Origin of the sequence: Pseudomonas neustonica (assembly GCF_003797945.1) — a bacterium.
GTDB lineage: Bacteria > Pseudomonadota > Gammaproteobacteria > Pseudomonadales > Pseudomonadaceae > Halopseudomonas > Halopseudomonas neustonica.
In genome coordinates, this window is sequence record NZ_RKKU01000015.1 from 1 (window position 1) to 23,211 (window position 23,211).

The window sequence follows — 23,211 nt, forward strand, 5'->3', positions numbered from 1 at the left end:
TTCGGGAAGCAAGGTGCTTTGACCTCGGTGTTCACCCTGGATAAACCGTTTCATGGGATTCCCTTGCAATGAAATTCTTAGAAACTATAGCAAGGGTTTGTCCTGGCGTTTTTACACACTCTGGGCCGAAAGCAGCCATTTCTTTATCGAATGGGTACAACCTTTCTCGCATTTTCTGGGTTAACAGATGCGACAGAAAGGCTTCCAGTGGCGGCCTGATCAATATGCTTGCTCCACCACTCCATCATTGGCCGGCGACGTTCAATGTAGTCAGCACGGTTGTAGGCGCTTCTGACTTCGTTTTTGTCTACGTGCGCCAGGGCTACTTCAATCAGTTCAGGGTCAAATCCATGCTCATTGAGAACGGTGCTAGCAATAGAGCGCATGCCGTGACTGACCAGTCGGCCAGCAAAGCCCATGCGCTTAAGGGCCATGTTAGCGGTCTGGCTGTTGCAATGGGTACGCGGATTTCGATCCGCAGGGAAAACGAACTCCCTGTGTCCACTATAAGGCTTAACAGCTTCAAGGATTGCCAATCCATGATCAGTCAATGGCACTATATGTGGGCGGCGCTTTTTCATTCGTTCAGCAGGGATGGTCCAGATTTGCTTTTCGAAGTCGATATCGGCCCATCGCGTTGTGGCTGCTTCAACGGGTCTGGTCATTGTGTGTAGTTGCCATTCGATCAAGGCGCGGGTAGTACGTTTGATGCTGGCATTGGAGATGGCGATCATAAGCTCAGGAAGCTCGTCAGGACTTAAGGATGCCATGTTCTGTTTCTTAGGCTTTTTGAAGACGGCTCTTATGCCGCTGAGTGGATTGGCGAGTACAAGGCCTGAATTGACTGCATAGGTCATGATTTCGTTCAGCCGCTGAGAAAGGCGCTTCACTGTTTCCAAACTGCCTTTAGCTTCAATGGGGCGAAGAAGCTCGATGACTTTCGGCGCTGTAATGCTAGATACCTGGGTATCTCCAAGATCCGGGAAGACATGCAGCGTCAGTGACCGCCAAATGTCTTCGGCATAGGCTGGTGTGACGTCTGTTTTCTTCAGATCAAACCAGGCTTCGGCAACTTTTCTCAAGGTGTGCTCGCTGGCAGCTTTTTGCTGCTGGCGGGTGTTATCTCGCTGTTCCTTAGGATCGGTTCCCTGAGAAATCAGCTGTCTTGCATCGATGGTGAGCTTGCGAGCCTGTGAGAGTGTGATTTCGGGATAGGTTCCAAGTCCCATGTTGAGACGCTTTTTGGTCACCGGGTGGTAGTAGTTGAAATTCCAGAGCTTAGAGCCATTGCTTCTCACTCGCATTTGAAGGCCGTCGCCATCACCTAAGACGTAATCCGTCTTTGCGGGGACGGCATTCTTCACCTTGGCTTCGGTGAGACGTATGGCTTTGCCTGACATTTTGGTATTCCAGCGGCGTCTTTGGTATTCCAAAAATACCATGTGAATGCTTGGAATACCATTTGGAATACCAGAAGTGCTGGCTGCTGGTGGACGTCTATGGACGCTAATGGAGCGTAAGTTATTGATTTGCATATGCATCAGGCACAAAAAAAGACGTCCGGGGACGTCTTTAGATGTATATTTGGTGGAGCCGGGGGGATTTGAACCCCCGTCCGCCAGTCCGCCGCTATCGGTTCTACATGCTTAGCCATCTCTACTGAGTTAACTCCTCACCGCCCGAGTGGCAGGGTGCTTGGAGCGAGTTGTGTAATGTTTAGCCGCGTTGTCCACAACGTACTAGGCGGCGATCCTGTTCTATCTGACAATCACTTCGAGTTTACAGGCATCCTCTAATGATCGCTGGAGCCGAAGCTACCAGAAGTGCTATCTAGGCTGCTTACGCAGCTAGTTGAGCACCATAATTGTCGTCATTGGCAATTATATAGTTTTGCAACAGTGGATTTACGAGTTCTGTTACCAACTCGGCATGCCCCTCCAGTTTTGTAACCGTCGTCGAATCCAAATCGGCCCCAAATCTTTCAGGTGTACTACTGAGACGCGATTGTACGCTAAAGGTTCCAAGCGTCATAGGGCGCTCGCGTCTGGCGTTTGTGCTTTATGGGAAATGCAGGCAAAAAAATACCCTGACGGGCAGGGTATAGGGTGTTGCTTGCTTTAAACCATAAACCGGACTGGTGGAGCGGACCAGCCCTGTTAATACTGTGACGAGGTGATTTTCGATTGGTTCAAAAAAAAGTGAAAAAAAATTTCAGCGCTGGTTATCGCGAACGACGCGCTGCTTCTCTCGATCCCAATCGCGCTCTTTCAGGGTCTGGCGTTTATCGAAATCTTTCTTGCCGCGGACCAGCGCGATTTCGCATTTAACCAGATGCCCCTTCCAGTAAAGCGCTAGGGGGACGCAGGCAAAGCCCTTCTGCTGGACGCCGGTAATCAGCTTGTCCAGTTCACGGGCGTGCAGTAGCAGCTTGCGCGTGCGGGTTGGATCTGCGACCACGTGGGTGCTGGCTGTCATCAGCGGCGTGACGTGTGCACCCAGCAGGAAGGCTTCGTTATTTTTCAGCAGTACATAGCTGTCGACGAGTTGCACTTTTCCTTCGCGCAGGCTTTTGACTTCCCACCCGGTCAGGGCGAGGCCCGCCTCGAAGCGATCTTCAACGAAGTAGTCGTGTTTGGCCTTTTTGTTCAGCGCGATGGTGCCGCTGTTGGCCTTGGCGTTTTTTTGCTTGCTCATAGGCGGCGCATTATACCTGTATTTGCGGGTAAAACATGTGTTGCTTTGCTGTTTCACTGACTGTTTGAACGGCATAAAGTGCCCGTTTCGCGCTCTATGGTCTAGTGATCGCATAGACTTACTTGTGGCGGCTGATCAAAATCTGGACAATGCCGTTCTTTTTTTCAGCACAGGCCGGGAACGGAAATGAGCGACGAGAAGGTATCGATTCACGGGATCTGGGCAAGTCGTTGGGTTTTCATTCTGGCGGCAACTGGTTCGGCGGTGGGTCTTGGCAATATCTGGAAGTTTCCCTATATGGCCGGTACCTACGGCGGTGGGGCCTTCGTTCTGGTGTATTTGTGCTGCATTGCGCTGATCGGTTTGCCGGTGATGCTGGCGGAGACGCTGCTGGGGCGGCGTGGGCGGCAGAGTCCGGTGAATACGCTGCGCAGCCTTGCGCGTCAGTCTGGTGCCTCCGAGCGCTGGTCCTGGGCGGCCATGATGGGCATGCTCGCGGCTCTTCTGATTCTGTCCTTCTACAGTGTCGTGGCGGGCTGGGCGCTGGATTACATTATTGCCATGGCGCGTGGTGAGTTCACGGGTATCGACGGGGCCGGAGCAGGGGCCAAGTTCGATGCGCTGACGGCTGATCCTCTGCGTCTAACTATCTGGCACACGCTGTTTATGCTGCTGACCGCTTTTATTATTGCCAAGGGCGTCGTTGCCGGTCTTGAGCGTGGTCTGCGTATTCTGATGCCTTTGCTGTTCGTGCTCCTGGTTCTGTTGCTAGGTTACAGCCTGACCACCGGGCACTTTATGGAAGGCGTGCACTTCTTGTTTCACTTTGATCTTGCCAAGGTGCCGGAGGGCATTCTGGCGGCGATGGGGCATGCCTTCTTCACGCTGAGCGTGGGCGTGGGGTCAATTATGGTGTTTGGCGCCTACATGCCGCGCAAGGCGTCGCTAGGGTCAACCATTATCACGGTGGGCATATTGGATACCGTGGTTGCATTGACCGCTGGTATGGCGCTTTTCCCTATCGTGTTTGCCGCAGGGCAGACGCCAGGTGCTGGCCCGGGTCTGATGTTTGTTACCTTGCCTATCGCCTTTGGCAATATCGGCATGGGCACCGTGTTTGGTGTGGTGTTCTTTATTTTGGTTGCGGTTGCGGCCTGGAGTTCGGCGATATCCATGCTGGAACCTGCCGTCGCCTATTGGGTGGAGCGCAGTGGTAAAAGCCGACCCAAAATAACCGCATTGATGGCGTTATTTTGTTGGCTGGTGGGCCTGGGTACGGTGTTTTCGTTCAACCTGCTGGCGGATGCACGTTTCTTTGTTTCTAACGCCGATGGCTGGCATTTCTTCCTTTGGACCGAAGAGGGCGGTAAGACCTTTTTCGAGAGTATCGACTATTTGACCAGTCGCATATTCCTGCCTTTGGGCGGGCTCTGCTTCGTGCTCTTTGCGGGCTGGGTACTGGACCGCGATGTGTTCCGTGCTGAGCTGGCGTTGACGTATCCTCGCCTGTTTCCGGTGATATATTCGTTGTTACGCTATGTTGCTCCGACAGGTATTCTGATTATCTTTCTTACGGAACTGATTAAGTGATAACCGCATGACGCATATTCAACGTTCGGCCCTGCTGCCTTATCCGGCAGCTCACCTTTATGAGTTGGTTAATCGGGTGGAGCGCTATCCTGAGTTCCTGCCCTGGTGTTCCGAAGGCAAGGTGATCAGTGAGAGTGACATTGAAATGTGCGCTGAATTGACGGTCGCCAAAGCCGGGTTTTCTCAGTCGTTTACGACACGCAACACGCTTATTCCCGGTGAGCGCATTGCGCTGCACCTGGTTGATGGTCCGTTCAGCGATCTGCAGGGTGTTTGGGAGTTCAAAGCCCTGGGCGAGAATGCGTGCAAGATCACCCTGGATCTGAAATTCGATTACTCGGGGCCGTTGGTCAAGGCTACGCTGGGTCCGTTGTTCAATCAGGCGGCTAATACCCTGGTTGATGCCTTCTGTCAGCGGGCCAAGGAGTTGCACGGTGGCTGATAAAACTATGGTGGTTGAGGTGGCTTATGCTTTGCCGCACAAGCAAAAGATCATCAGCTTAAGTGTGCCCGAAGGTACCAACATGAGCGAGGCGGTAGCGCTATCGCGTATGGGTGATCACTTTCCTGAGCTTGATGTGGAAAGCTGCCCGCTGGGGATTTTTGGCAAGACAGTGGCCAAGCCAGCAGAGCGAGTGTTGCAGCCGGGGGAGCGGGTTGAAATGTATCGCCCCTTGATCGCGGACCCCAAGGAGGTGCGTAAGCAGCGTGCGGCCAAGGCCAAGGCGGCAAAGGAAGATAGCGCGTAACCGATGGGGCTGGCGCAAGGGCGCTCGCGGCGCCCTTGTTGAAAAACCTTGTTACTCGCCAGTGCCCAGCGGTGCGCCGAGATCTACGGGGTAACTTTCGGTCTCGCTATTCTGCTGACCGCCCATGATCTCTTCGTCGGTGCTGGCGCCGGGAACAAAGTCACCAGACAGGCCAACCAGTCGGTTGTCGTCAAAATTCAGGCTGATGCGCTCTTGCACGCGGTCGCTGCGGCCTGACTTCAAGCTATACAGATAATCCCAGCGCTCTGGATGGAAAGTATCCTGTATCAGGGGAGTACCCATGATAAAGCGTACCTGCCGTTGAGTCATGCCGGGGCGAAGTTGATCTACCATGTCTTGCGTCACGACGTTGCCTTGCTGTACGTCGATTTTATATACCCCGGGGATAATGCCGCATCCGCTGAGGGTGATAGAGACAGTGCATAGCAGCATAAGGAGTATTTGATTAATGCTTTTTGGCGTCACGTGGTAACATCCACTATCTTTGAATGGCTGAATGGCCTTGAATCATACCCGACTGATCCCGCCCTGCGAAGCGCTGAACGAGAAAGTAACCATGGTAGAAAATCAAGAACTCCGCAAAGCTGGCCTGAAGGTGACCTTACCTCGGGTTAAAATTCTGCAAATGCTCGACGGCTCACAAGAGCGTCACATGAGTGCCGAGGATGTTTATAAGGCGCTAATGGAGGCTGGTGAAGATGTCGGCCTGGCGACGGTATACCGTGTATTGACCCAGTTTGAAGCAGCCGGTCTGGTTGTCCGCCACAATTTTGATGGTGGTCACGCCGTATTCGAATTGGCTGATGGTGAGCATCACGATCATATGGTCTGTGTTGATACCGGTGAAGTGATTGAATTCTTTGACCCGGAGATTGAGCGCCGCCAGCGCGAGATCGTCAAAGAGAATGGCTTTGAACTGGTTGATCACAACCTCGTGCTATATGTGAAGAAATCGTCTGCCGACAAGTAAGTAGTTTGTTGGTGCTCAGCACAAAGCCAGACCCTGCGGTCTGGCTTTGTCGTTTTTGCCTCACGGCGTTAGCTGACGGCAGATAACAGCTTGCGCGCGTGAGCAAGCGATTCGTCTGTCATGTCGATGCCGCCCAGCATGCGCGCGACCTCCTTTACTCTGCCGTGCTCGTCCAGCTGATCAATGCAGGTGCGAGTCTCATTCTTGCTTTGTTGCTTGCGCACAAACAGGTGTTGATGACCTTGTGCGGCGACTTGCGGCAGGTGGGTTACTGTCAGTACCTGGCCGCGTGCGCCGAGCTGGCGCAGAAGCTGGCCGACGATTTCGGCGGTGGGGCCACCAATACCTACATCAACCTCATCAAATACCAGCGTGGGTACGCGAGAGGTTTGCGCGGTAATTACCTGAATCCCCAGGCTGATACGCGAGAGTTCGCCGCCGGAGGCGACCTTGGCCAATGACTTGGCTGGTTGGCCAGGGTTGGCGCTAACCAGAAACTCAACGGTCTCAAGCCCGGTAACCGGATAGCCCGCCGCGTCTAACGCCGTTAGTTGTAGCTCAACTCGGCCGCCGGGCATGCCAAGTTGCTGTATTTCTTTGCTCACAGCCTTGCTCAGGCGTACTGCTTCTTTCTTGCGACTGGCGGAGAGCTTTTCGGCCAGTTTTTGGTAATGTTCTTGATAGGCCTGCAACTCTTCTTGCAGTTGCTCTGCGTCGGCGCCTCTTTGTTGTTGCGCTTCAAGTTCATCGATTAGCTGTTGTTGCAGCGCAGGCAACTCTTGCGGAGTGATGCGATGCTTGCGCGCCAGCTCAAAAATGGCGCTCATGCGTTCTTCTACGTGTTGCTGTCTTTCCGGATCGGCTTCGAAGTGATCCAGGTAACGGGTCAGCTCGCCCACCGCCTCTTCAATCTGTATCTGCGCACTGGCGATCAAGTCGTTGGCGTCGCGCAGGTGTGCGTTGTGCGCCTTGAAGCTATCCAGGCGTTGCAGGCAGGAGGTCAGGGCTTCCAGCACGCTGCCGGCGTCGTTTTCGCTGCAGACATTGATGACGTGTTGGCAGGAGTGCTGGATCTGGTCGGCGCTGGCGAGCTGGCGTTGCTCGTTTTCCAGCGCTTCAAGTTCGCCTTCTTGCAGGCTGAGGTTTTCCAGTTCATCCAATTGGTAGGCTAGCAACTGCTGACGGGCAAGCTGCTCGTCACCCTGCTGACTGAGTTGGTTGAGCGTTTTCTCGGTTTGCTTGCAACGCTGCGCGGCCAGCTGAACCTGTCGTGCCAGATCACCGGCGCCGGCAAACTCGTCCAGTAGACGGCGGTGGGTATCGGTCTTGAGTAGCGATTGGTGTTCATGCTGGCTGTGGATATCGATCAGCATTTCGCCCAGTGCACGCAAGTCCTGCTGTGGGCATGGAGAGCCGTTGATGTAGCCACGCGAACGACCTTCGGCGGTAATCACGCGGCGCAGGATCACCTGGTGATCGTCCTGCTGCAGGTCGCGGTTTTTCAGCCACTCCTGTGCTTCGGCTATTTCGCCAACATCGAAGGTAGCGAGTATGTCGGCTTTGTCAGTTCCGGGGCGCACGGTGCCGCTATCCGCACGGCCACCCAGGGTCAGTGCCAGCGCGTCGAGCATGATCGATTTGCCGGCGCCGGTTTCGCCGGATATAACGCTCATGCCGCCGCGCAGCTCCAGCTCAAGATGGTCGACAATGGCGTAATTATTGACCGCAAGGTGTACCAGCATGACTCGCGCTCCCTTGGTAAGTGTTCTGGTTATTTATACAGTAGTTTGCTTTGTGTCGACAAGTGCCGCCTTAAAATTGGCATGACTTGCCTAATTCCCCTTGAAGCGCTGAATTGCGACCCCATATAGGTTGGCAGCAAGGCTTATATTGATCTGGGCAGGGCGGCTCCGCGGTTTTATCGGTGTTTGCCGTACGCCCCTTTTTTTTTGCATGACAGGAGAAACAGATGGCAGATGAACAGAGACCCGATCTGCAGGATCAGGACGGCCTGGTAGACGAGACCCTGGATACGCCTGAAGGTGATCTTGCGGCACGCATTGCCAGTCTGGAAGAGCAGCTGGCGACAGCTCAGGATCAGGCCATTCGCGCAGCTGCGGATGTGCAGAATGCGCGGCGTCGGGCGGAGCAGGAAGTTGAGAAGGCGCACAAGTTTGCGCTGGAGCGCTTTGCCGGTGACCTGCTGCCGGTACTCGATAGTCTGGAGCGTGGTTTGGAGTTGTCCAATCCGGACGATCCGGCGATCAAGCCGATGCGCGAAGGTATTGAGCTGACGCTGAAGATGTTTGCTGACACCTTGGGTCGTTTTCAAATCGTCCCGGTTGTGCCTGAAGGTGAGCCCTTTAATCCGGAGTTCCATCAGGCGATGGCAATGGAAGAAAGCGCTAATGTTGAGCCAAATACTGTGCTCAAGGTGTTCCAGAAAGGTTACACGTTAAGCGGCCGTTTGTTGCGCCCCGCTATGGTGGTGGTCAGCAAACCGCCGGTAGAGCCCGCTCCCTCTATTGATGAGCAGGCTTGAAATAAATTTCGGTGACCCCATTTAGGGTTCATACGCAGAATAAACCTCGCCGCTGGTTAGACGCGGCAGCATGACTTGGAGAATTAAACATGGGCAAGATTATCGGTATTGACCTGGGGACCACCAACTCCTGCGTCTCCATTATGGAAAATGGCACAGCCAAAGTTATTGAGAATGCTGAGGGCGGTCGTACTACACCCTCTATCGTCGCCTACACCAAAGACGGCGAGACGCTGGTAGGTCAGTCTGCCAAGCGCCAGTCTGTGACCAATCCGCATAACACTCTGTACGCGGTGAAGCGTCTGATCGGTCGTCGTTTTGAAGAAGACGTCGTTCAGAAAGACATCAAGCTGGTGCCTTACAAAATCGTTAAAGCCGACAATGGCGATGCCTGGGTTCAGGTTAACGATGAGAAAATGGCGCCGCCGCAGGTGTCGGCAGAAGTGCTGAAGAAAATGAAGAAGACCGCCGAAGACTATCTTGGCGAGCCGGTGACCGAAGCTGTTATTACGGTGCCTGCGTACTTTAACGACAGTCAGCGTCAGGCAACCAAGGATGCTGGCCGTATTGCTGGTCTGGACGTCAAGCGCATCATTAACGAGCCTACCGCAGCAGCGTTGGCTTACGGTATGGACAAGGCGCGTGGCGATTCCACCATCGTGGTCTATGACCTGGGTGGCGGTACCTTCGACGTGTCTGTGATTGAAATTGCCGAAGTTGACGGCGAGCACCAGTTTGAAGTGTTGGCCACCAATGGCGACACCTTCCTGGGTGGCGAAGACTTCGATATGCGCCTGATCGACTATCTGGCCGATGAGTTCAAAAAGGAAAACGGCGTTGATCTGCACAACGATCCGCTGGCCCTGCAGCGTCTTAAAGAGGCAGCAGAGAAAGCCAAGATCGAGCTGTCTTCCAGTCAGCAGACTGATGTGAATCTGCCGTACATCACCGCAGATGCGTCTGGTCCGAAGCACTTGAATGTTAAAGTGACTCGCGCCAAGTTGGAGTCGCTGGTTGAAGAGCTGATCAAGCGCAGTATCGAGCCTTGCCGTGTAGCCATGAAAGATGCTGGTCTGGATATTTCCGAGATCAACGATGTCATTCTGGTTGGTGGTCAGACGCGCATGCCGCTGGTGCAGAAGACAGTGTCCGAGTTCTTTAACAAAGAGCCGCGCAAAGACGTTAACCCTGATGAAGCGGTTGCCATTGGCGCCTCTATTCAAGGTGCGGTATTGGCCGGTGATGTGAAAGACGTTCTGCTGCTGGACGTGACTCCTCTGTCTCTGGGTATCGAAACCATGGGCGGCGTGATGACGGCGCTGATCGAGAAGAACACCACTATCCCGACCAAGAAGTCGCAGGTGTTTTCGACTGCTGACGATAACCAGACTGCCGTGACCATTCACGTGCTGCAGGGTGAGCGTAAGCAAGCTGGTCAGAACAAGTCACTGGGTCGTTTTGACCTGGCCGATATTCCGCCAGCACAGCGCGGTGTGCCGCAGATCGAGGTCAGCTTTGACATCGATGCCAACGGTATTCTGAACGTGTCTGCTAAGGACAAGGCTACCGGTAAAGAGCAGTCGATTGTGATCAAGGCTTCTTCTGGTCTGTCCGATGAAGAGATCGATCAAATGGTGCGTGATGCCGAGGCTAACGCCGAGGAAGATCGCAAGTTTGAAGAGCTGGTCACGACTCGCAACCAGGCCGATCAGTTGGTACACGCGACGCGTAAAACCCTGACTGAGGCTGGTGACAAGGCGACCGAAGAAGAGAAGACGGCGATCGAAGCAGCGCTGACTGATCTGGAAGCGGCCATCAAGAGCGATGACAAGGATGCGATTGAAGCCAAAATCAACGCGCTGTCCGAGGCATCCGGTCCGCTGGTTCAGAAGATGTACGCTGAGCAGGCGCAGGCAGGTCAGGCTGACGCCCAGAGTGCTGAAGCTGAAGCCGGGAATGATGGCGACGACGTAGTCGATGCTGAGTTCGAAGAGGTCAAGGACAACAAATAAGTCCTTGATGAACCGCGGTTCTTGGGCGCCTGTGCAGTGATGTAGTGGCGCTGAAGACCGACTCTGCCAGGCAACGCGGGAGCTTCTCCCGCGTTGCCGTTTGTGCCGAGTGAACGTGAAGGAAGCCGAGTAAAATGTCCAAGCGTGATTATTATGAAGTGCTGGGTGTCGAGAAGGGCGCCAGTGAAGCCGAGCTGAAAAAGGCTTATCGCCGCTTGGCGATGAAGTTCCATCCGGATCGTAATCCTGATGATGAGAAGGCCGATGAGAAATTCAGGGAAGCGACTGAAGCCTACGAAATTCTGACTGACGCCAACAAACGCGCTGCTTATGATCAGTATGGCCACGCCGGTGTAGATCCGAGCATGGGCGCTGGTGGTGCCGGTGGTTTTGGTGGCGGCAATTTCTCCGATATTTTCGGCGATGTATTTGGCGATATATTTGGTGGCGGCGGTGGTGGTCGTGGTCGCTCCAGTGTCCAGCGTGGTAGTGATCTGCGCTATACGCTTGAGCTCGATCTGGAAGAAGCGGTGCGCGGCACGTCCGTGACCATTCGTGTGCCAACGCTTGTCGGCTGCGAAACCTGCGATGGTTCTGGTGCCAAGAAAGGCACGTCGCCAAGCACTTGTACCACCTGCGGCGGTATTGGCCAGGTGCGTATGCAGCAGGGTTTCTTCTCTGTTCAGCAAACCTGTCCGCGCTGTCATGGTACCGGCAAGATGATCACTGATCCTTGCAAGGACTGTCATGGCGATGGGCGTGTTGAGAAGCAGAAGAATCTCTCCGTCAAGGTGCCTGCCGGTGTTGATACTGGTGACCGTATTCGCCTGGCCGGTGAGGGCGAAGCAGGTGTTAATGGTGGTCCGGCGGGTGATCTGTATGTAGTGGTCTCGGTGCGCGAGCACAAGATCTTCCAGCGCGACGGCAAAAACCTGTATTGCGAAGTGCCGATCAGCTTTGTTGATGCTGCATTGGGTGGTGAGCTGGAAGTGCCTACGCTCGATGGACGGGTGAAGCTGAAAATTCCTGATGGTGCGCAAACCGGCAAGCTGTTCCGTTTGCGAGGCAAGGGTGTTACCCCCGTTCGTGGCGGCTCTGCGGGCGATCTTCTTTGCCGTATCGCGGTGGAGACGCCGGTCAATCTGACCAAGCGTCAGCGTGAGCTGCTCGAAGAGTTGCGCGAAACCTTGGAAGAAGAAGGTTCCAGTCAGTCTCCTCGAGCCAAAAGCTGGTTTGATGGAGTGAAAAACTTCTTCGAAGACATGAAATTCTGAGGCGGGAGCGCTATATGAGACGGATAGCGGTAATTGGTGCAGCGGGTCGAATGGGTAAAACCCTGATAGAGGCGATTGCTCAGACTGATGGCGCTGCGCTGACTGCTGCCATTGAACGTCCTGATAGCTCGTTGGTGGGTGCCGATGCTGGCGAGTTGGCCGGTGTTGGGCGACTCGATGTGCTTATTAGCGGCGGCTTGCAGCAGGTGCTTGATGATTTTGATGTGTTGATTGATTTCACGCATCCGACCACCACGCTGGTTAATTTGCAGCACTGTCTTGCTGCCGGTAAGGCGATGGTCATAGGGACAACCGGGTTTAGCGAGGATGAGAAAGCGCAACTGGCCGAGGCCGGCAAGCGGATTCCTATCGTGTTTGCGCCAAACTTCAGTGTGGGTGTGAATCTGTGTCTCAAGCTGCTGGATATGGCAGCGCGGGTCATGGGTGATGACGCCGACATCGAAATCATCGAAGCACATCACAGGCACAAGGTTGATGCGCCATCGGGCACCGCCTTGCGTATGGGTGAGGTAGTGGCTAATGCGCTTGATCGTGATTTGGCTGAGGTGGCGGTTTACGGCCGCGAAGGTCAGACGGGTGCGCGCAAGCCAGAGACTATCGGCTTTGCCACCGTTCGTGCCGGTGATGTGGTCGGGGATCATACGGTGTTGTTTGCTACTGAGGGTGAGCGGGTTGAGATTACTCACAAGGCCTCCAGTCGTATGACCTTTGCCAAGGGTGCGGTGCGTTCGGCTCTCTGGCTGTCCGGGCATGATGCCGGGTTGTTTGATATGCAGGATGTGCTCGGTCTAAACGAGTAGTTCGCTGCGTAACAAAAAAGGCGCGTACTGCTTTTGCGGTACGCGCCTTTTTTATGCTTCGCTGTTAGCTGGCAGTATTGGCGCCAAGGAGGGCTTGCTCGCTGGAGAGGTTGTCCAGGATTTCGATATTTTTGCGCAGGTAGAACGCGGCAATGGTGGGCACCCAGTCAGTGTGATGGTTGATTAGCCGCGGGCGAATGAACTCGTACTGCTGGTCCAGCTGTCGCAGCGTGTCCTGATGATCCGGCAATAGGCTTTTGAGTTTTGCCGAGCCTTCTGCGATCTGTGCGTCCAGGTCTTCAAAAATACCTTCCTGGGTCTGGATGAAGTAGACGCCGACCGAGCTGAACATATTGTTCTCGTATAGCAACAGAATGCGGCTGGTTTCTATGCTTTGTGCGTGCAAGGCGACCAGTTCTGTTGGCGCGTCGGCTGTTTCGGCTGCGTAGAGTTCGCCAGCGGCTTTTTCAAACTTGCCGTGCGCCATCATGATGCGGTTTACCGTAGCCAGGCCGTAGTAGGCTTGTTCACCTTCGGGTAGTTGCTCGAGCTCGGTGACCAGTGCGGCAAAGTCGTTATAAAGGGGGCGCAGTTCGCCGGTACTTCCTAGCTGCTTTAGCAGGCGATCCATTTGCCCCATGGCGCCGCGATAAATCTCGCGATTTCCGGGCTCGCGAACGCGCTCAAACAGGTTGTTGTCGATTAGCAGATAGGTGCCTGCGAGAAATCCCTGACTGCGCAGCTCATGCAGCTGCTGTAATCGTTGAATGTCAGCGTGAGCGAACGGTGCCATGCACAGCAATGCCAACACAAGCAGGCGTTTCAAGTGCGTTACCATGGTGGAAAATCCCCGAGTCCATTTTGTTATTGTTATGTAGCTCAGGCATTTGGTTGCCCGGCCTGAAAGACGATCTGTCGCCGTCTATGTTGGGCTATTGCCCTGCTACGAATGTTCCAATGCGTGTTTTAACACAGAAGTGAATGAGAATGAAATCACGTTATGGGCTGTCGCCGGGCGACATCCATTGCGCCGAAGGCGGTCTGTGGTCTGGATATTTTGGGGGCAAGTCGTTAAACTAATGCGCTAATCTGTCTATTCAGCGCGTATCTGACAAAGCCTTTATGAGCGGGATGTTGTGTTTTACACACTTCATTCCCGCTTTTGTGCAGCCCGCGTTTGGTGAAACGTGTCAGTCCTTTCGGAGGTTTTCTTGTCCAAGCCAGCCATTCTCGCACTCGCCGACGGTAGTATTTTTCGCGGTGAGTCCATCGGCGCCGACGGCTCCAGCGTCGGTGAGGTCGTTTTCAATACGGCTATGACCGGTTACCAGGAGATACTTACTGATCCCTCCTATGCGCGCCAAATTGTCACTCTGACCTATCCGCATATTGGTAACACCGGTGTTACCCCTGAAGATGTCGAGTCAGGCAAGGTGCAAGCTGCCGGTCTGGTGATCCGTGATCTACCGCTGCTGGCCAGTAACTGGCGCTCCAAGCAGTCGTTGGATGAGTACCTAAAAGACAACGGTATTGTGGCTATTGCGGGTATTGATACCCGTCGCCTGACGCGTATCCTGCGCGAAAAAGGATCGCAGAATGGCTGCCTGTTAGCCGGTGATGATATTTCTGATGAGCAAGCGCTCGAGTTGGCTCGCGGCTTCCCGGGTCTGAAGGGTATGGACCTGGCTAAAGAAGTATCGGTCAAGCAGTCTTACCAGTGGCGCTCCACTGTCTGGGATCTGGCGACTGACAGTCATGCGGAAATAGCCGATGCTGATTTGCCTTACCACGTTGTGGCGTTTGACTACGGCGTTAAGTTCAACATCCTGCGTATGCTGGTTGCACGCGGCTGCCGCTTGACGGTAGTGCCCGCGCAAACGCCTGCCGCTGAGGTGTTGGCCATGAAACCGGATGGCATCTTCCTGTCGAACGGCCCTGGTGACCCTGAGCCCTGCGACTATGCCATCAAGGCCATTCAGGACATTCTGGAAACCGATATTCCGGTTTTTGGTATCTGCCTGGGTCATCAGTTGCTGGCACTGGCCTCTGGAGCCAAGACGGTGAAGATGGGGCACGGCCATCATGGTGCCAACCACCCGGTGCAGGATCTCGATAGCGGTGTGGTCATGATCACCAGTCAGAATCACGGCTTCGCGGTTGATGAGACTACGCTCCCAGCGAATCTTCGCCTGACTCACAAATCATTGTTCGATGGCACCTTGCAGGGTATCGAGCGGACCGACAAGGCGGCATTCAGCTTTCAGGGACACCCTGAAGCGAGCCCCGGGCCGCATGACGTCGCCCCCCTGTTCGACCGTTTTATCGATGCCATGAGCAAGCGCGCCTGAGCCCCGGAACACCCAAGGATTTGTTGAAAAGACTATGCCAAAACGTACTGATATCAAAAGCATTCTGATCCTCGGCGCTGGCCCAATCGTGATCGGTCAGGCCTGTGAATTTGATTACTCCGGCGCGCAGGCTTGTAAAGCGCTGCAGGAAGAGGGTTTCCGGGTGATTCTGGTTAACTCCAACCCGGCGACGATCATGACCGATCCGTCGATGGCTGACGCGACCTACATTGAGCCGATCAAGTGGCAAACGGTTGCCAAGATCATCGAAAAAGAGCGTCCTGATGCGTTGTTGCCGACGATGGGTGGGCAGACGGCACTGAACTGTGCCCTGGACCTGGAAAAGCACGGCGTACTGGAAAAATTCAACGTCGAAATGGTCGGTGCCAATGCCGACACTATCGACAAGGCTGAAGACCGTTCGCGCTTTGACAAGGCGATGAAGTCCATCGGCCTGGATTGCCCGCGTTCCGGTATCGCCCACAGCATGGCTGAGGCCTACGGTGTGCTGGATCAGGTCGGCTTTCCGTGCATTATTCGTCCCTCTTTCACCATGGGCGGCACGGGTGGCGGTATTGCTTACAACCGCGAAGAGTTTGAAGAGATCTGTACTCGCGGTCTCGATCTTTCGCCTACCAATGAGCTGCTGATTGATGAGTCGCTGATTGGCTGGAAAGAGTACGAGATGGAAGTGGTCCGCGATAAAAAGGACAACTGCATTATCGTCTGCTCGATCGAGAACTTCGATCCTATGGGTGTGCACACCGGTGACTCCATTACTGTCGCGCCAGCCCAGACGCTGACCGATAAGGAATACCAGATCATGCGTAACGCCTCCTTGGCGGTATTGCGTGAGATTGGTGTGGAAACCGGTGGTTCCAACGTCCAGTTTGGTATCTGTCCTGATACCGGCCGTATGGTCGTGATCGAAATGAACCCCCGGGTATCTCGCTCCTCGGCACTGGCTTCCAAAGCGACGGGCTTTCCGATTGCCAAGATCGCCGCCAAGCTCGCTGTGGGTTACACCCTGGATGAGCTGCAAAACGATATTACTGGTGGCCGCACGCCTGCTTCCTTTGAGCCGGCAATCGACTATGTTGTTACCAAGATTCCACGTTTTGCCTTCGAAAAGTTCCCCAACGCTGATGCTCGCCTGACGACGCAAATGAAGTCGGTGGGTGAGGTGATGGCGATTGGTCGTACGTTCCAGGAGTCCATGCAAAAAGCGCTGCGTGGCTTGGAAGTGGGTGCCTGCGGTTTCGACCCCAAGGTTGATCTGGCCGCAGCCGATGCGCAGACCGATCTGACTCGCGAACTCACTGTTCCGGGCGCTGACCGCATCTGGTATCTGGCTGATGCCTTCCGTGCCGGTATGAGCATGCAGCAGATTTTCGAGCTCACCAAAATTGATCCCTGGTTCCTGGTGCAGATCGAAGATCTGATTAACGAAGAAGAGAAGATCAAGACGTTGGGCCTGGCTGATGTCGACTACAGCCTGATGTACCGCCTCAAGCGCAAGGGCTTTTCTGATACCCGTCTGGCCCAGCTGCTGGCCGTCAGTGAGAAGAGTCTGCGTCGTCAGCGCCACAAGCTGAATATTTTCCCGGTCTACAAGCGGGTGGATACCTGTGCGGCCGAGTTTGCGACCGATACGGCTTATATGTACTCGACCTATGAGGAAGAGTGCGAGGCCAATCCGTCCGGGCGTGACAAGATCATGATCCTGGGTGGCGGTCCCAACCGCATTGGTCAGGGTATCGAGTTTGACTATTGCTGTGTACACGCGGCTCTGGCGATGCGCGAAGACGGCTATGAAACCATCATGGTCAACTGCAACCCGGAAACCGTATCAACCGATTACGATACTTCTGATCGCCTGTATTTCGAGCCGGTTACCCTGGAAGATGTACTGGAAATCGTCCGTGTCGAGCAGCCCAAGGGTGTGATCGTGCAGTACGGTGGTCAGACGCCATTGAAACTCGCGCGCGCTCTGGAAGAAGCGGGTGTGCCTATTATCGGCACCAGCCCTGAATCCATCGACCGTGCGGAAGATCGTGAGCGCTTCCAGCAGATGGTTGAGCGCCTCAATTTGCTGCAGCCGCCGAATGCGACCGTACGCAGTGAAGAGGAAGCGATTCGTGCGGCCAATAAGATCGGTTATCCGTTGGTGGTTCGTCCTTCTTACGTGTTGGGCGGTCGGGCAATGGAGATTGTTTACCAGGAAGACGAGCTCAAGCGCTACCTGCGTGATGCGGTGAAAGTCTCCAACGACAGCCCGGTATTGTTGGATCACTTCCTTAATTGCGCCATCGAAGTGGATATCGACGCAGTCTCCGACGGCAAGCAGGTTGTGATCGGTGCGATCATGCAGCATATCGAACAAGCGGGTGTTCACTCCGGTGACTCGGCCTGTTCCTTGCCGCCGTACTCGTTGCCGGCTCATGTTCAGGACGAGATGCGTGAGCAGGTCAAGCGCATGGCGCTGGAGTTGGGCGTCATCGGCTTGATGAACGTGCAGTTGGCGTTGCAGGGCGACCGCATCTACGTGATCGAGGTCAATCCTCGTGCATCACGTACCGTGCCTTTTGTGTCCAAGTGCATTGGTCAGTCGCTAGCCAAAATCGCTGCGCGAGTCATGGCTGGCAAGACGCTGGAAGAGGTTGGCTTTACTGAAGAGGTGGTGCCCACCTACTTCAGCGTCAAGGAAGCCGTTTTCCCGTTCGCCAAGTTCCCGGGTGTTGACCCGATTCTTGGGCCGGAAATGAAGTCGACTGGCGAGGTTATGGGTGTCGGTGACAGCTTCGGCGAGGCCTTTGCCAAGTCCCAGCTGGGCTCGGGTGAAGTGTTGCCGACCAGCGGTAGCGTCTTCATCAGTGTGCGCGATGACGACAAGCCGTTTGTGGTCGACGTGGCGCGTGATCTGATCGAACTGGGCTTTGAAGTGGTTGCCACCAGTGGAACGGCCAAAGTGGTTGCCGCTGCCGGCTTGCCTGTGCGCCGCGTGAACAAGGTGACCGAAGGGCGTCCGCATATTGTCGACATGATCAAAAATGACGAGATTGACCTGGTGATCAACACCACTGAAGGTCGTCAGTCGATCGCCGACTCTTACTCTATTCGCCGTAATGCTCTGCAGCACAAGGTGTATTCCACCACCACGCTGGCGGGTGGCGCTGCGGTTTGTACAGCACTGAAATTTGGCCCGGAGCGCGCAGTGCGTCGTCTCCAGGATCTGCACAAAGGAATTTGATCGATGAAATACCCCATGACCAAGCAGGGCGCCGAAGCCCTGGAAGTCGAACTCAAGCATCTTAAAACCGAGTTGCGTCCGCAGATTACTCAGGCCATCGCAGAAGCGCGCGAGCTGGGCGATCTGAAGGAAAACGCTGAATACCATGCTGCTCGTGAGCAGCAGGGTATGGTCGAGGCTCGTATCCGGGATATCGAAGGTCGCTTGTCGAATGCCCAAGTGATTGATGTAACTACGATTGCGCCTACCGGCAAAGTGATCTTCGGCACTACCGTTACCATCGCCAATGTTGATACCGACGAGGAAGTGGTTTATCAAATCGTTGGTGACGACGAGGCGGATATCAAGCAGCGCAAGATATCGGTCAGCTCGCCTATCGCTCGCGCCTTGATCGGCAAGGAAGAGGGTGAGGTCGTTGCGGTAAGAACGCCTGGCGGTGTCGTTGAATACGAAATTGTTGAGGTGAGTCACAAGTGACATCGGCGCCAGCGGGCCGCAGCGGTCGGGTGGTTTGGCAGCTGGCGTTGACGCTTTGGGTGGGTGGTGTATGGGCTGCCCACTTTGTGTTGTTGCCAGCGCTCACCCACATAGGCCTTGCGCCCTTGTTGGTCGACGATGTGAGTAATCTGGTGCGCCCTATCATGCTTGGCTTCGCAGCAGTATGCGTGGTTCTGCAGCTGTTGGTACTGGTAGGTAAGCGGGGAGCGGGTTTCTGGCGGGATGTGCGCGGGCAGCTGCTGTTGACCGTATTGGTCGCTGTAGGCTGTTTTTTCGCGGTTCGTTTTCTACCGCAAGCGATGTTTCTGTCGTTGTTTTGTTATCTGGTCGTCGCTTTTGCTGGGCTGATGTTGATATTTCAGCCCAGGCCTGATGAGGAGCGCTAAGCGCTCCTTTCTCAACTGCAAGGCTTCAGAAGTCTTTGAAGCGTTTCAGGTTCGACAGGTTGTCATTGGGCTTTTTGGCCCGACGAAGCAGTATCGCCATCTTGCCAATGACCTGCACAAGCTCAGCGCCGCTCTGCTTGCAAGCGTCGCCGATAAGAGCCTGTTTGGCTTCTCGGTCACTGACTGTCACGCGGATCTTGATCAGCTCGTGATCGTTCAGAGCCCGATCAAGTTCGGCCAGCACGCCTTCGCTGACTCCCTGTTCACTGATGATGACGATCGGCTTAAGGTGATGGCCGATACGTTTAAGATCTTTTTTCTGTGCGGAACTGAGCGCCATAATAGTCCGTATGATGATTTAATGAGTGTGAAGACACTAGTTTAACCGGCGGCGCGTCCCGCTGCACGAGGTATTCCGTGGCACAATCAAAGACCAGCAAGCGTTGGCTGCAAGAACATTTCGATGATCCCTTCGTCAAGCAGGCCCAGAAGGACGGTTATCGTTCCCGTGCGAGCTACAAACTGCTCGCTATTCAAGAACGCGATCGTATCCTCAAGCCCGGTATGACCGTGCTTGACCTGGGCTCCGCTCCCGGAGGCTGGTCGCAAGTTGCCAGCCGTTTGATCGGCGAGAAGGGGCGTATCATCGCCTCTGATATTTTGCTGATGGATAGTATTCCGGATGTCACCTTTGTCCATGGCGACTTCACTGAAGACAGTGTGTTTGAAGATATTCTTGCGGCTATTGGCGATACCCAGGTAGACCTTGTTATTTCCGATATGGCCCCCAACATGAGTGGTACGCCTGAAGTTGATCAGCCGCGCGCGATGTACCTGTGCGAATTGGCGCTGGACATGGCGGATCGAGTGCTACGCCCTGGTGGCGACTTCTTGATCAAGGTATTTCACGGTGAAGGCTTTGATGAGTATTTCCGGACAATGCGTGGTCAGTTCGACAAGCTGCTTACGCGCAAGCCAGATGCTTCTCGTGGCCGGTCACGCGAAACCTATCTATTGGCCCGTGGTTACAAAGGGCGATCTTGACTGGTTTGGGTCCCGCTTCGTAGTCGGGAACTGCTGGTCTGAATGGCGGTCTTTTCTGGGCCGAGCGACACAGGGCGTTACACAGCGCTGACTCCCGGCATCATCTAAACTGGTGTAAGGTAGTCAACTGGAACAAGACTCAGCGAGGCTCCTGCCACACTGGCGGTGGAGCAAGAGGGTAGTGAATTGAACGATATGGCGAAGAACCTGATCCTGTGGTTGATCATTGCAGCTGTGCTGGTCACGGTGATGAACAACTTCAGTAAAACCAGCGAGCCGGATGCGCTGAACTACAGCCAGTTTCTGGAGTTGGTGAAGGATCGCCAGGTCGAGCGCGTAACTGTGGATGGCTTCATTATCACGGGTAAAGAGCGTGGTGGTGAAACCTTTAAAACCGTGCGTCCTGCGATTCAGGACAGCGGCCTTATTGGCGACCTGCTTGACAATGATGTGATCATTGAAGGCAAGCAGCCTGAGCAGCAGAGCATTTGGACTCAGTTGCTGATCGCCAGCTTCCCGATCCTTATCATTATCGCCATCTTCATGTTCTTTATGCGGCAGATGCAGGGCGGCGGCGGCGGTCGCGGCGGCCCGATGAGCTTTGGTAAAAGCAAGGCGCGCATGCTGACCGAAGATCAGGTCAAGACCACCTTTGCCGATGTGGCAGGCTGTGATGAGGCCAAGGAAGACGTCGCCGAGTTGGTTGAGTTTCTGCGCGATCCAGGCAAGTTCCAACGCCTGGGTGGTCATATCCCGCGCGGCGTCCTGATGGTGGGTCAGCCCGGTACCGGTAAAACCTTGTTGGCCAAAGCGGTCGCCGGCGAAGCCAAAGTGCCATTCTTCACTATTTCGGGTTCTGACTTCGTCGAAATGTTTGTCGGTGTCGGTGCCTCACGTGTTCGCGATATGTTTGAGCAGGCCAAGAAGCATGCGCCCTGCATTATCTTTATCGATGAGATTGACGCCGTCGGTCGTCACCGTGGTTCCGGAATGGGTGGTGGCCACGATGAGCGCGAACAGACGCTGAACCAGTTGCTGGTGGAGATGGACGGTTTTGAGCCAAATGACGGCATCATCGTCGTGGCTGCAACCAACCGCCCCGATGTATTGGATCCAGCTCTACTGCGCCCTGGTCGTTTTGACCGTCAGGTCGTGGTTGGCTTGCCTGATATTCGTGGCCGCGAGCAGATTCTCAAGGTTCACATGCGCAAGGTGCCGATGGGTGACGATGTTGTCCCCGCGCTGATTGCCCGTGGTACGCCTGGTTTTTCCGGTGCTGACTTGGCCAATCTGGTGAACGAGGCGTCGTTGTTTGCTGCGCGTTCCAACAAGCGTCTGGTCGAGATGCATGAATTTGAAATGGCCAAAGACAAGATCATGATGGGCGCAGAGCGCAAGTCCATGGTGATGTCGGATAAAGAAAAGCTGAATACGGCTTACCATGAGTCGGGACACGCGATTGTCGGACGCTTGGTGCCGGAGCATGACCCGGTCTATAAAGTCACAATCATTCCGCGTGGTCGGGCGCTGGGCGTCACTATGTTCCTGCCCGAAGAGGATCGCTACAGTCTTTCCAAGCGGGCCTTGATAAGTCAGATTTGCTCGCTCTTTGGTGGCCGTATTGCCGAAGAGATGACGCTTGGTTTTGATGGGGTCACGACGGGTGCCTCCAATGACATCATGCGCGCTACCCAGTTGGCGAAAAACATGGTTACCAAGTGGGGCTTGTCCGAGAAGTTGGGGCCCTTGCTTTATGGTGAAGATGAAGATCAGGGTTATCTGGGTCGTTCTGGCGGTGGTGCGTCTTCGGGCGTATCGGGTGAGACGGCCAAGCTGATCGACGAAGAAGTGCGCAGCATTATTGACGAGTGTTACGCCACCGCACGTCGGCTGCTCGAGGAAAACCGCGAGAAGCTGGATATGATGGCTGAAGCACTCATGAAGTATGAGACCATCGATGTGAAGCAGATCGATGACATCATGTCGGGTAAGCCGCCGCGCGAGCCTAAGAACTGGCAGGGCGACGACAAGTCTGGTCCTGGCGCAGTAATAACGCCAGATGACGCCGCCGACAGCGAATCTGATCAGCCGCCGAAAGATAGCGGTGTGATTGGCGGGCCTGCCGGGGAGCATTGATTCAGCGATGAGTTCCTCTCTAGAAAGCTCCCGGTTGCTATGTGGCAGTCGGGAGCTTGATCTATCCCGCCCGCATGTCATGGGCATTCTCAACGTTACCCCTGATTCTTTTTCCGACGGCGGTTATTTCAACCGGCTGGATCGTGCGCTTGCGCATGTTGAAAGTATGCTCGCCGCTGGCGCCACCTTGATTGACGTCGGTGGTGAGTCCACGCGCCCGGGTGCTGAGCCGGTGTCGGTTGAAGAGGAGCTCGGCCGGGTCTTGCCGGTGGTCGAGGCTATCTCGTCGCGCTTCGACGTGGTGATTTCGGTAGATACCAGTACGCCTGAGGTCATGACTGCCAGTGCGCAGGCGGGTGCCGGTCTGATTAATGATGTTCGGGCGCTGGAGCGACCAGGGGCCTTGCAGGCGGCGGCAGCTACTGGCTTGCCGGTATGCTTGATGCATCGTCAGGGCGAGCCTGGCAGCATGCAGGATGCGCCCAGTTATGCCAGCGTACTGGATGAAGTGAGTGCTTATTTGCAGGCGCGGGTTGCAGCATGCGAGATGGCTGGAATCTCGCGCGCGCGCTTGTTGTTGGATCCTGGTTTTGGGTTCGGCAAATCGCTTGAGCATAATTTGCAACTCTTTGCGGGTATGGGGCACCTCCGGCCTTCAGGTTTGCCGTTGCTGGTGGGCGTCTCGCGCAAAAGTATGATTGGCCAAGTGCTGGATCGCCCTGTCGATCAGCGTTTGTCTGGCAGTCTGGCATTGGCCGCGCTGGCTATTGGTGCTGGTGCGAGGATTATTCGGGCGCATGATGTGGCAGAAACCATGGATGCGGTGCGTATGGCCAGTGCGGTTATGCAGGCGCGCGATACGCAGTAATTAGAAAA

Annotated in this window: 21 protein-coding genes and 1 other RNA gene; 15 read left to right on the forward strand and 7 right to left on the reverse strand. The window is 54.9% G+C overall.

What is annotated here, in order from left to right; translation table 11 throughout:
• Positions 1 to 143 precede the first annotated feature (143 nt).
• From EF096_RS12155 to smpB, 3 genes are all read right to left on the reverse strand, one after another.
• Positions 144 to 1,400 (reverse strand): integrase domain-containing protein, encoded by a 1,257-nt coding sequence (locus tag EF096_RS12155; protein ID WP_123889908.1) that lies wholly within the window; start codon positions 1,398 to 1,400, stop codon positions 144 to 146.
• 185 nt (positions 1,401 to 1,585) lie between these two features.
• Positions 1,586 to 1,974, reverse strand: a transfer-messenger RNA (tmRNA) gene (gene ssrA / locus EF096_RS12160).
• Positions 1,975 to 2,211: 237 nt separating this feature from the next.
• Positions 2,212 to 2,694, reverse strand: coding sequence for an SsrA-binding protein SmpB (gene smpB / locus EF096_RS12165; RefSeq protein WP_123889909.1), 483 nt, complete (start codon positions 2,692 to 2,694; stop codon positions 2,212 to 2,214).
• Between the two features lie 186 nt (positions 2,695 to 2,880).
• Between smpB and EF096_RS12170 the strand changes: the two genes are divergently transcribed.
• The 3 genes from EF096_RS12170 to EF096_RS12180 are packed head-to-tail and all read left to right on the forward strand — an operon-like array spanning position 2,881 to position 5,033.
• On the forward strand, positions 2,881 to 4,284 hold the full coding sequence (locus tag EF096_RS12170; protein ID WP_123889910.1) for a sodium-dependent transporter: 1,404 nt from the start codon (positions 2,881 to 2,883) through the stop codon (positions 4,282 to 4,284).
• Between the two features lie 7 nt (positions 4,285 to 4,291).
• The gene (locus EF096_RS12175; protein WP_123889911.1) at positions 4,292 to 4,726 is read left to right on the forward strand and encodes a type II toxin-antitoxin system RatA family toxin; all 435 of its coding nucleotides are present in this window, start codon (positions 4,292 to 4,294) and stop codon (positions 4,724 to 4,726) included.
• Between the two features lie 7 nt (positions 4,727 to 4,733).
• A complete protein-coding gene (locus tag EF096_RS12180) occupies positions 4,734 to 5,033 on the forward strand; it encodes an RnfH family protein (protein WP_235869730.1) in 300 nt (99 codons plus the stop codon).
• 51 nt (positions 5,034 to 5,084) lie between these two features.
• Here the strand turns inward: EF096_RS12180 and EF096_RS12185 are convergent, their stop codons facing one another.
• Entirely contained in the window at positions 5,085 to 5,486 is a 402-nt protein-coding gene (locus tag EF096_RS12185; protein WP_123890000.1) for an outer membrane protein assembly factor BamE, read from the reverse strand.
• Between the two features lie 124 nt (positions 5,487 to 5,610).
• Here EF096_RS12185 and fur point away from each other — a divergent pair, with 124 nt between their 5' ends.
• Positions 5,611 to 6,024, forward strand: coding sequence for a ferric iron uptake transcriptional regulator (gene fur / locus EF096_RS12190; RefSeq protein WP_123890002.1), 414 nt, complete (start codon positions 5,611 to 5,613; stop codon positions 6,022 to 6,024).
• Positions 6,025 to 6,092: 68 nt separating this feature from the next.
• On the opposite strand, the gene recN is transcribed toward fur, so the two are convergent.
• A complete protein-coding gene (gene recN / locus EF096_RS12195; RefSeq protein WP_123889913.1) occupies positions 6,093 to 7,766 on the reverse strand; it encodes a DNA repair protein RecN in 1,674 nt (557 codons plus the stop codon).
• A gap of 227 nt (positions 7,767 to 7,993) precedes the next feature.
• Between recN and grpE the strand changes: the two genes are divergently transcribed.
• The 4 genes from grpE to dapB all read left to right on the forward strand — a co-directional run bounded on the left by grpE (position 7,994) and on the right by dapB (position 12,673).
• On the forward strand, positions 7,994 to 8,566 hold the full coding sequence (grpE, locus tag EF096_RS12200) for a nucleotide exchange factor GrpE (RefSeq protein ID WP_123889914.1): 573 nt from the start codon (positions 7,994 to 7,996) through the stop codon (positions 8,564 to 8,566).
• Between the two features lie 89 nt (positions 8,567 to 8,655).
• Entirely contained in the window at positions 8,656 to 10,578 is a 1,923-nt protein-coding gene (gene dnaK / locus EF096_RS12205) for a molecular chaperone DnaK (protein WP_123889915.1), read from the forward strand.
• A 134-nt stretch (positions 10,579 to 10,712) separates the two neighbouring features.
• On the forward strand, positions 10,713 to 11,852 hold the full coding sequence (gene dnaJ, locus EF096_RS12210; protein ID WP_123889916.1) for a molecular chaperone DnaJ: 1,140 nt from the start codon (positions 10,713 to 10,715) through the stop codon (positions 11,850 to 11,852).
• A gap of 14 nt (positions 11,853 to 11,866) precedes the next feature.
• Positions 11,867 to 12,673: a 4-hydroxy-tetrahydrodipicolinate reductase gene (gene dapB / locus EF096_RS12215; RefSeq protein ID WP_123889917.1), complete on the forward strand. Its 807-nt coding sequence runs from the start codon at positions 11,867 to 11,869 to the stop codon at positions 12,671 to 12,673.
• Positions 12,674 to 12,737: 64 nt separating this feature from the next.
• Here dapB and EF096_RS12220 read toward each other — a convergent pair whose 3' ends face one another.
• The gene (locus EF096_RS12220) at positions 12,738 to 13,511 is read right to left on the reverse strand and encodes a hypothetical protein (protein ID WP_123889918.1); all 774 of its coding nucleotides are present in this window, start codon (positions 13,509 to 13,511) and stop codon (positions 12,738 to 12,740) included.
• A gap of 373 nt (positions 13,512 to 13,884) precedes the next feature.
• Between EF096_RS12220 and carA the strand changes: the two genes are divergently transcribed.
• The 4 genes from carA to EF096_RS12240 are packed head-to-tail and all read left to right on the forward strand — an operon-like array spanning position 13,885 to position 19,155.
• The gene (gene carA, locus EF096_RS12225; protein ID WP_123889919.1) at positions 13,885 to 15,021 is read left to right on the forward strand and encodes a glutamine-hydrolyzing carbamoyl-phosphate synthase small subunit; all 1,137 of its coding nucleotides are present in this window, start codon (positions 13,885 to 13,887) and stop codon (positions 15,019 to 15,021) included.
• Positions 15,022 to 15,055: 34 nt separating this feature from the next.
• A complete protein-coding gene (gene carB, locus EF096_RS12230) occupies positions 15,056 to 18,271 on the forward strand; it encodes a carbamoyl-phosphate synthase large subunit (protein WP_123889920.1) in 3,216 nt (1,071 codons plus the stop codon).
• Between the two features lie 3 nt (positions 18,272 to 18,274).
• A complete protein-coding gene (gene greA / locus EF096_RS12235; RefSeq protein WP_123889921.1) occupies positions 18,275 to 18,748 on the forward strand; it encodes a transcription elongation factor GreA in 474 nt (157 codons plus the stop codon).
• 29 nt (positions 18,749 to 18,777) lie between these two features.
• The gene (locus tag EF096_RS12240; protein ID WP_123890004.1) at positions 18,778 to 19,155 is read left to right on the forward strand and encodes a hypothetical protein; all 378 of its coding nucleotides are present in this window, start codon (positions 18,778 to 18,780) and stop codon (positions 19,153 to 19,155) included.
• 25 nt (positions 19,156 to 19,180) lie between these two features.
• Here EF096_RS12240 and yhbY read toward each other — a convergent pair whose 3' ends face one another.
• Positions 19,181 to 19,495: a ribosome assembly RNA-binding protein YhbY gene (gene yhbY / locus EF096_RS12245; protein WP_123889922.1), complete on the reverse strand. Its 315-nt coding sequence runs from the start codon at positions 19,493 to 19,495 to the stop codon at positions 19,181 to 19,183.
• A 77-nt stretch (positions 19,496 to 19,572) separates the two neighbouring features.
• Here yhbY and rlmE point away from each other — a divergent pair, with 77 nt between their 5' ends.
• The 3 genes from rlmE (at position 19,573) to folP (ending at position 23,203) form a co-directional block, all read left to right on the forward strand.
• A complete protein-coding gene (rlmE, locus tag EF096_RS12250; protein WP_123889923.1) occupies positions 19,573 to 20,199 on the forward strand; it encodes a 23S rRNA (uridine(2552)-2'-O)-methyltransferase RlmE in 627 nt (208 codons plus the stop codon).
• Positions 20,200 to 20,394: 195 nt separating this feature from the next.
• A complete protein-coding gene (gene ftsH / locus EF096_RS12255; protein ID WP_123889924.1) occupies positions 20,395 to 22,335 on the forward strand; it encodes an ATP-dependent zinc metalloprotease FtsH in 1,941 nt (646 codons plus the stop codon).
• Positions 22,336 to 22,342: 7 nt separating this feature from the next.
• On the forward strand, positions 22,343 to 23,203 hold the full coding sequence (gene folP / locus EF096_RS12260) for a dihydropteroate synthase (RefSeq protein WP_123889925.1): 861 nt from the start codon (positions 22,343 to 22,345) through the stop codon (positions 23,201 to 23,203).
• The last annotated feature ends 8 nt before the right edge of the window (positions 23,204 to 23,211 follow it).

Coding starts and splice junctions, on each gene's coding strand:
- ftsH (WP_123889924.1), top strand. CDS start 20,395: ATGGCGAAGAACCTGATCCTGTGGTTGATCATTGCAGCTGTGCTGGTC.
- dnaK (WP_123889915.1), top strand. CDS start 8,656: ATGGGCAAGATTATCGGTATTGACCTGGGGACCACCAACTCCTGCGTC.
- dnaJ (WP_123889916.1), top strand. CDS start 10,713: ATGTCCAAGCGTGATTATTATGAAGTGCTGGGTGTCGAGAAGGGCGCC.
- EF096_RS12220 (WP_123889918.1), bottom strand. CDS start 13,511: ATGGTAACGCACTTGAAACGCCTGCTTGTGTTGGCATTGCTGTGCATG.
- grpE (WP_123889914.1), top strand. CDS start 7,994: ATGGCAGATGAACAGAGACCCGATCTGCAGGATCAGGACGGCCTGGTA.
- folP (WP_123889925.1), top strand. CDS start 22,343: ATGAGTTCCTCTCTAGAAAGCTCCCGGTTGCTATGTGGCAGTCGGGAG.
- smpB (WP_123889909.1), bottom strand. CDS start 2,694: ATGAGCAAGCAAAAAAACGCCAAGGCCAACAGCGGCACCATCGCGCTG.
- EF096_RS12170 (WP_123889910.1), top strand. CDS start 2,881: ATGAGCGACGAGAAGGTATCGATTCACGGGATCTGGGCAAGTCGTTGG.
- recN (WP_123889913.1), bottom strand. CDS start 7,766: ATGCTGGTACACCTTGCGGTCAATAATTACGCCATTGTCGACCATCTT.
- greA (WP_123889921.1), top strand. CDS start 18,275: ATGAAATACCCCATGACCAAGCAGGGCGCCGAAGCCCTGGAAGTCGAA.
- EF096_RS12155 (WP_123889908.1), bottom strand. CDS start 1,400: ATGTCAGGCAAAGCCATACGTCTCACCGAAGCCAAGGTGAAGAATGCC.
- EF096_RS12185 (WP_123890000.1), bottom strand. CDS start 5,486: ATGCTGCTATGCACTGTCTCTATCACCCTCAGCGGATGCGGCATTATC.
- fur (WP_123890002.1), top strand. CDS start 5,611: ATGGTAGAAAATCAAGAACTCCGCAAAGCTGGCCTGAAGGTGACCTTA.
- yhbY (WP_123889922.1), bottom strand. CDS start 19,495: ATGGCGCTCAGTTCCGCACAGAAAAAAGATCTTAAACGTATCGGCCAT.
- dapB (WP_123889917.1), top strand. CDS start 11,867: ATGAGACGGATAGCGGTAATTGGTGCAGCGGGTCGAATGGGTAAAACC.
- EF096_RS12175 (WP_123889911.1), top strand. CDS start 4,292: ATGACGCATATTCAACGTTCGGCCCTGCTGCCTTATCCGGCAGCTCAC.
- EF096_RS12180 (WP_235869730.1), top strand. CDS start 4,734: ATGGTGGTTGAGGTGGCTTATGCTTTGCCGCACAAGCAAAAGATCATC.
- carB (WP_123889920.1), top strand. CDS start 15,056: ATGCCAAAACGTACTGATATCAAAAGCATTCTGATCCTCGGCGCTGGC.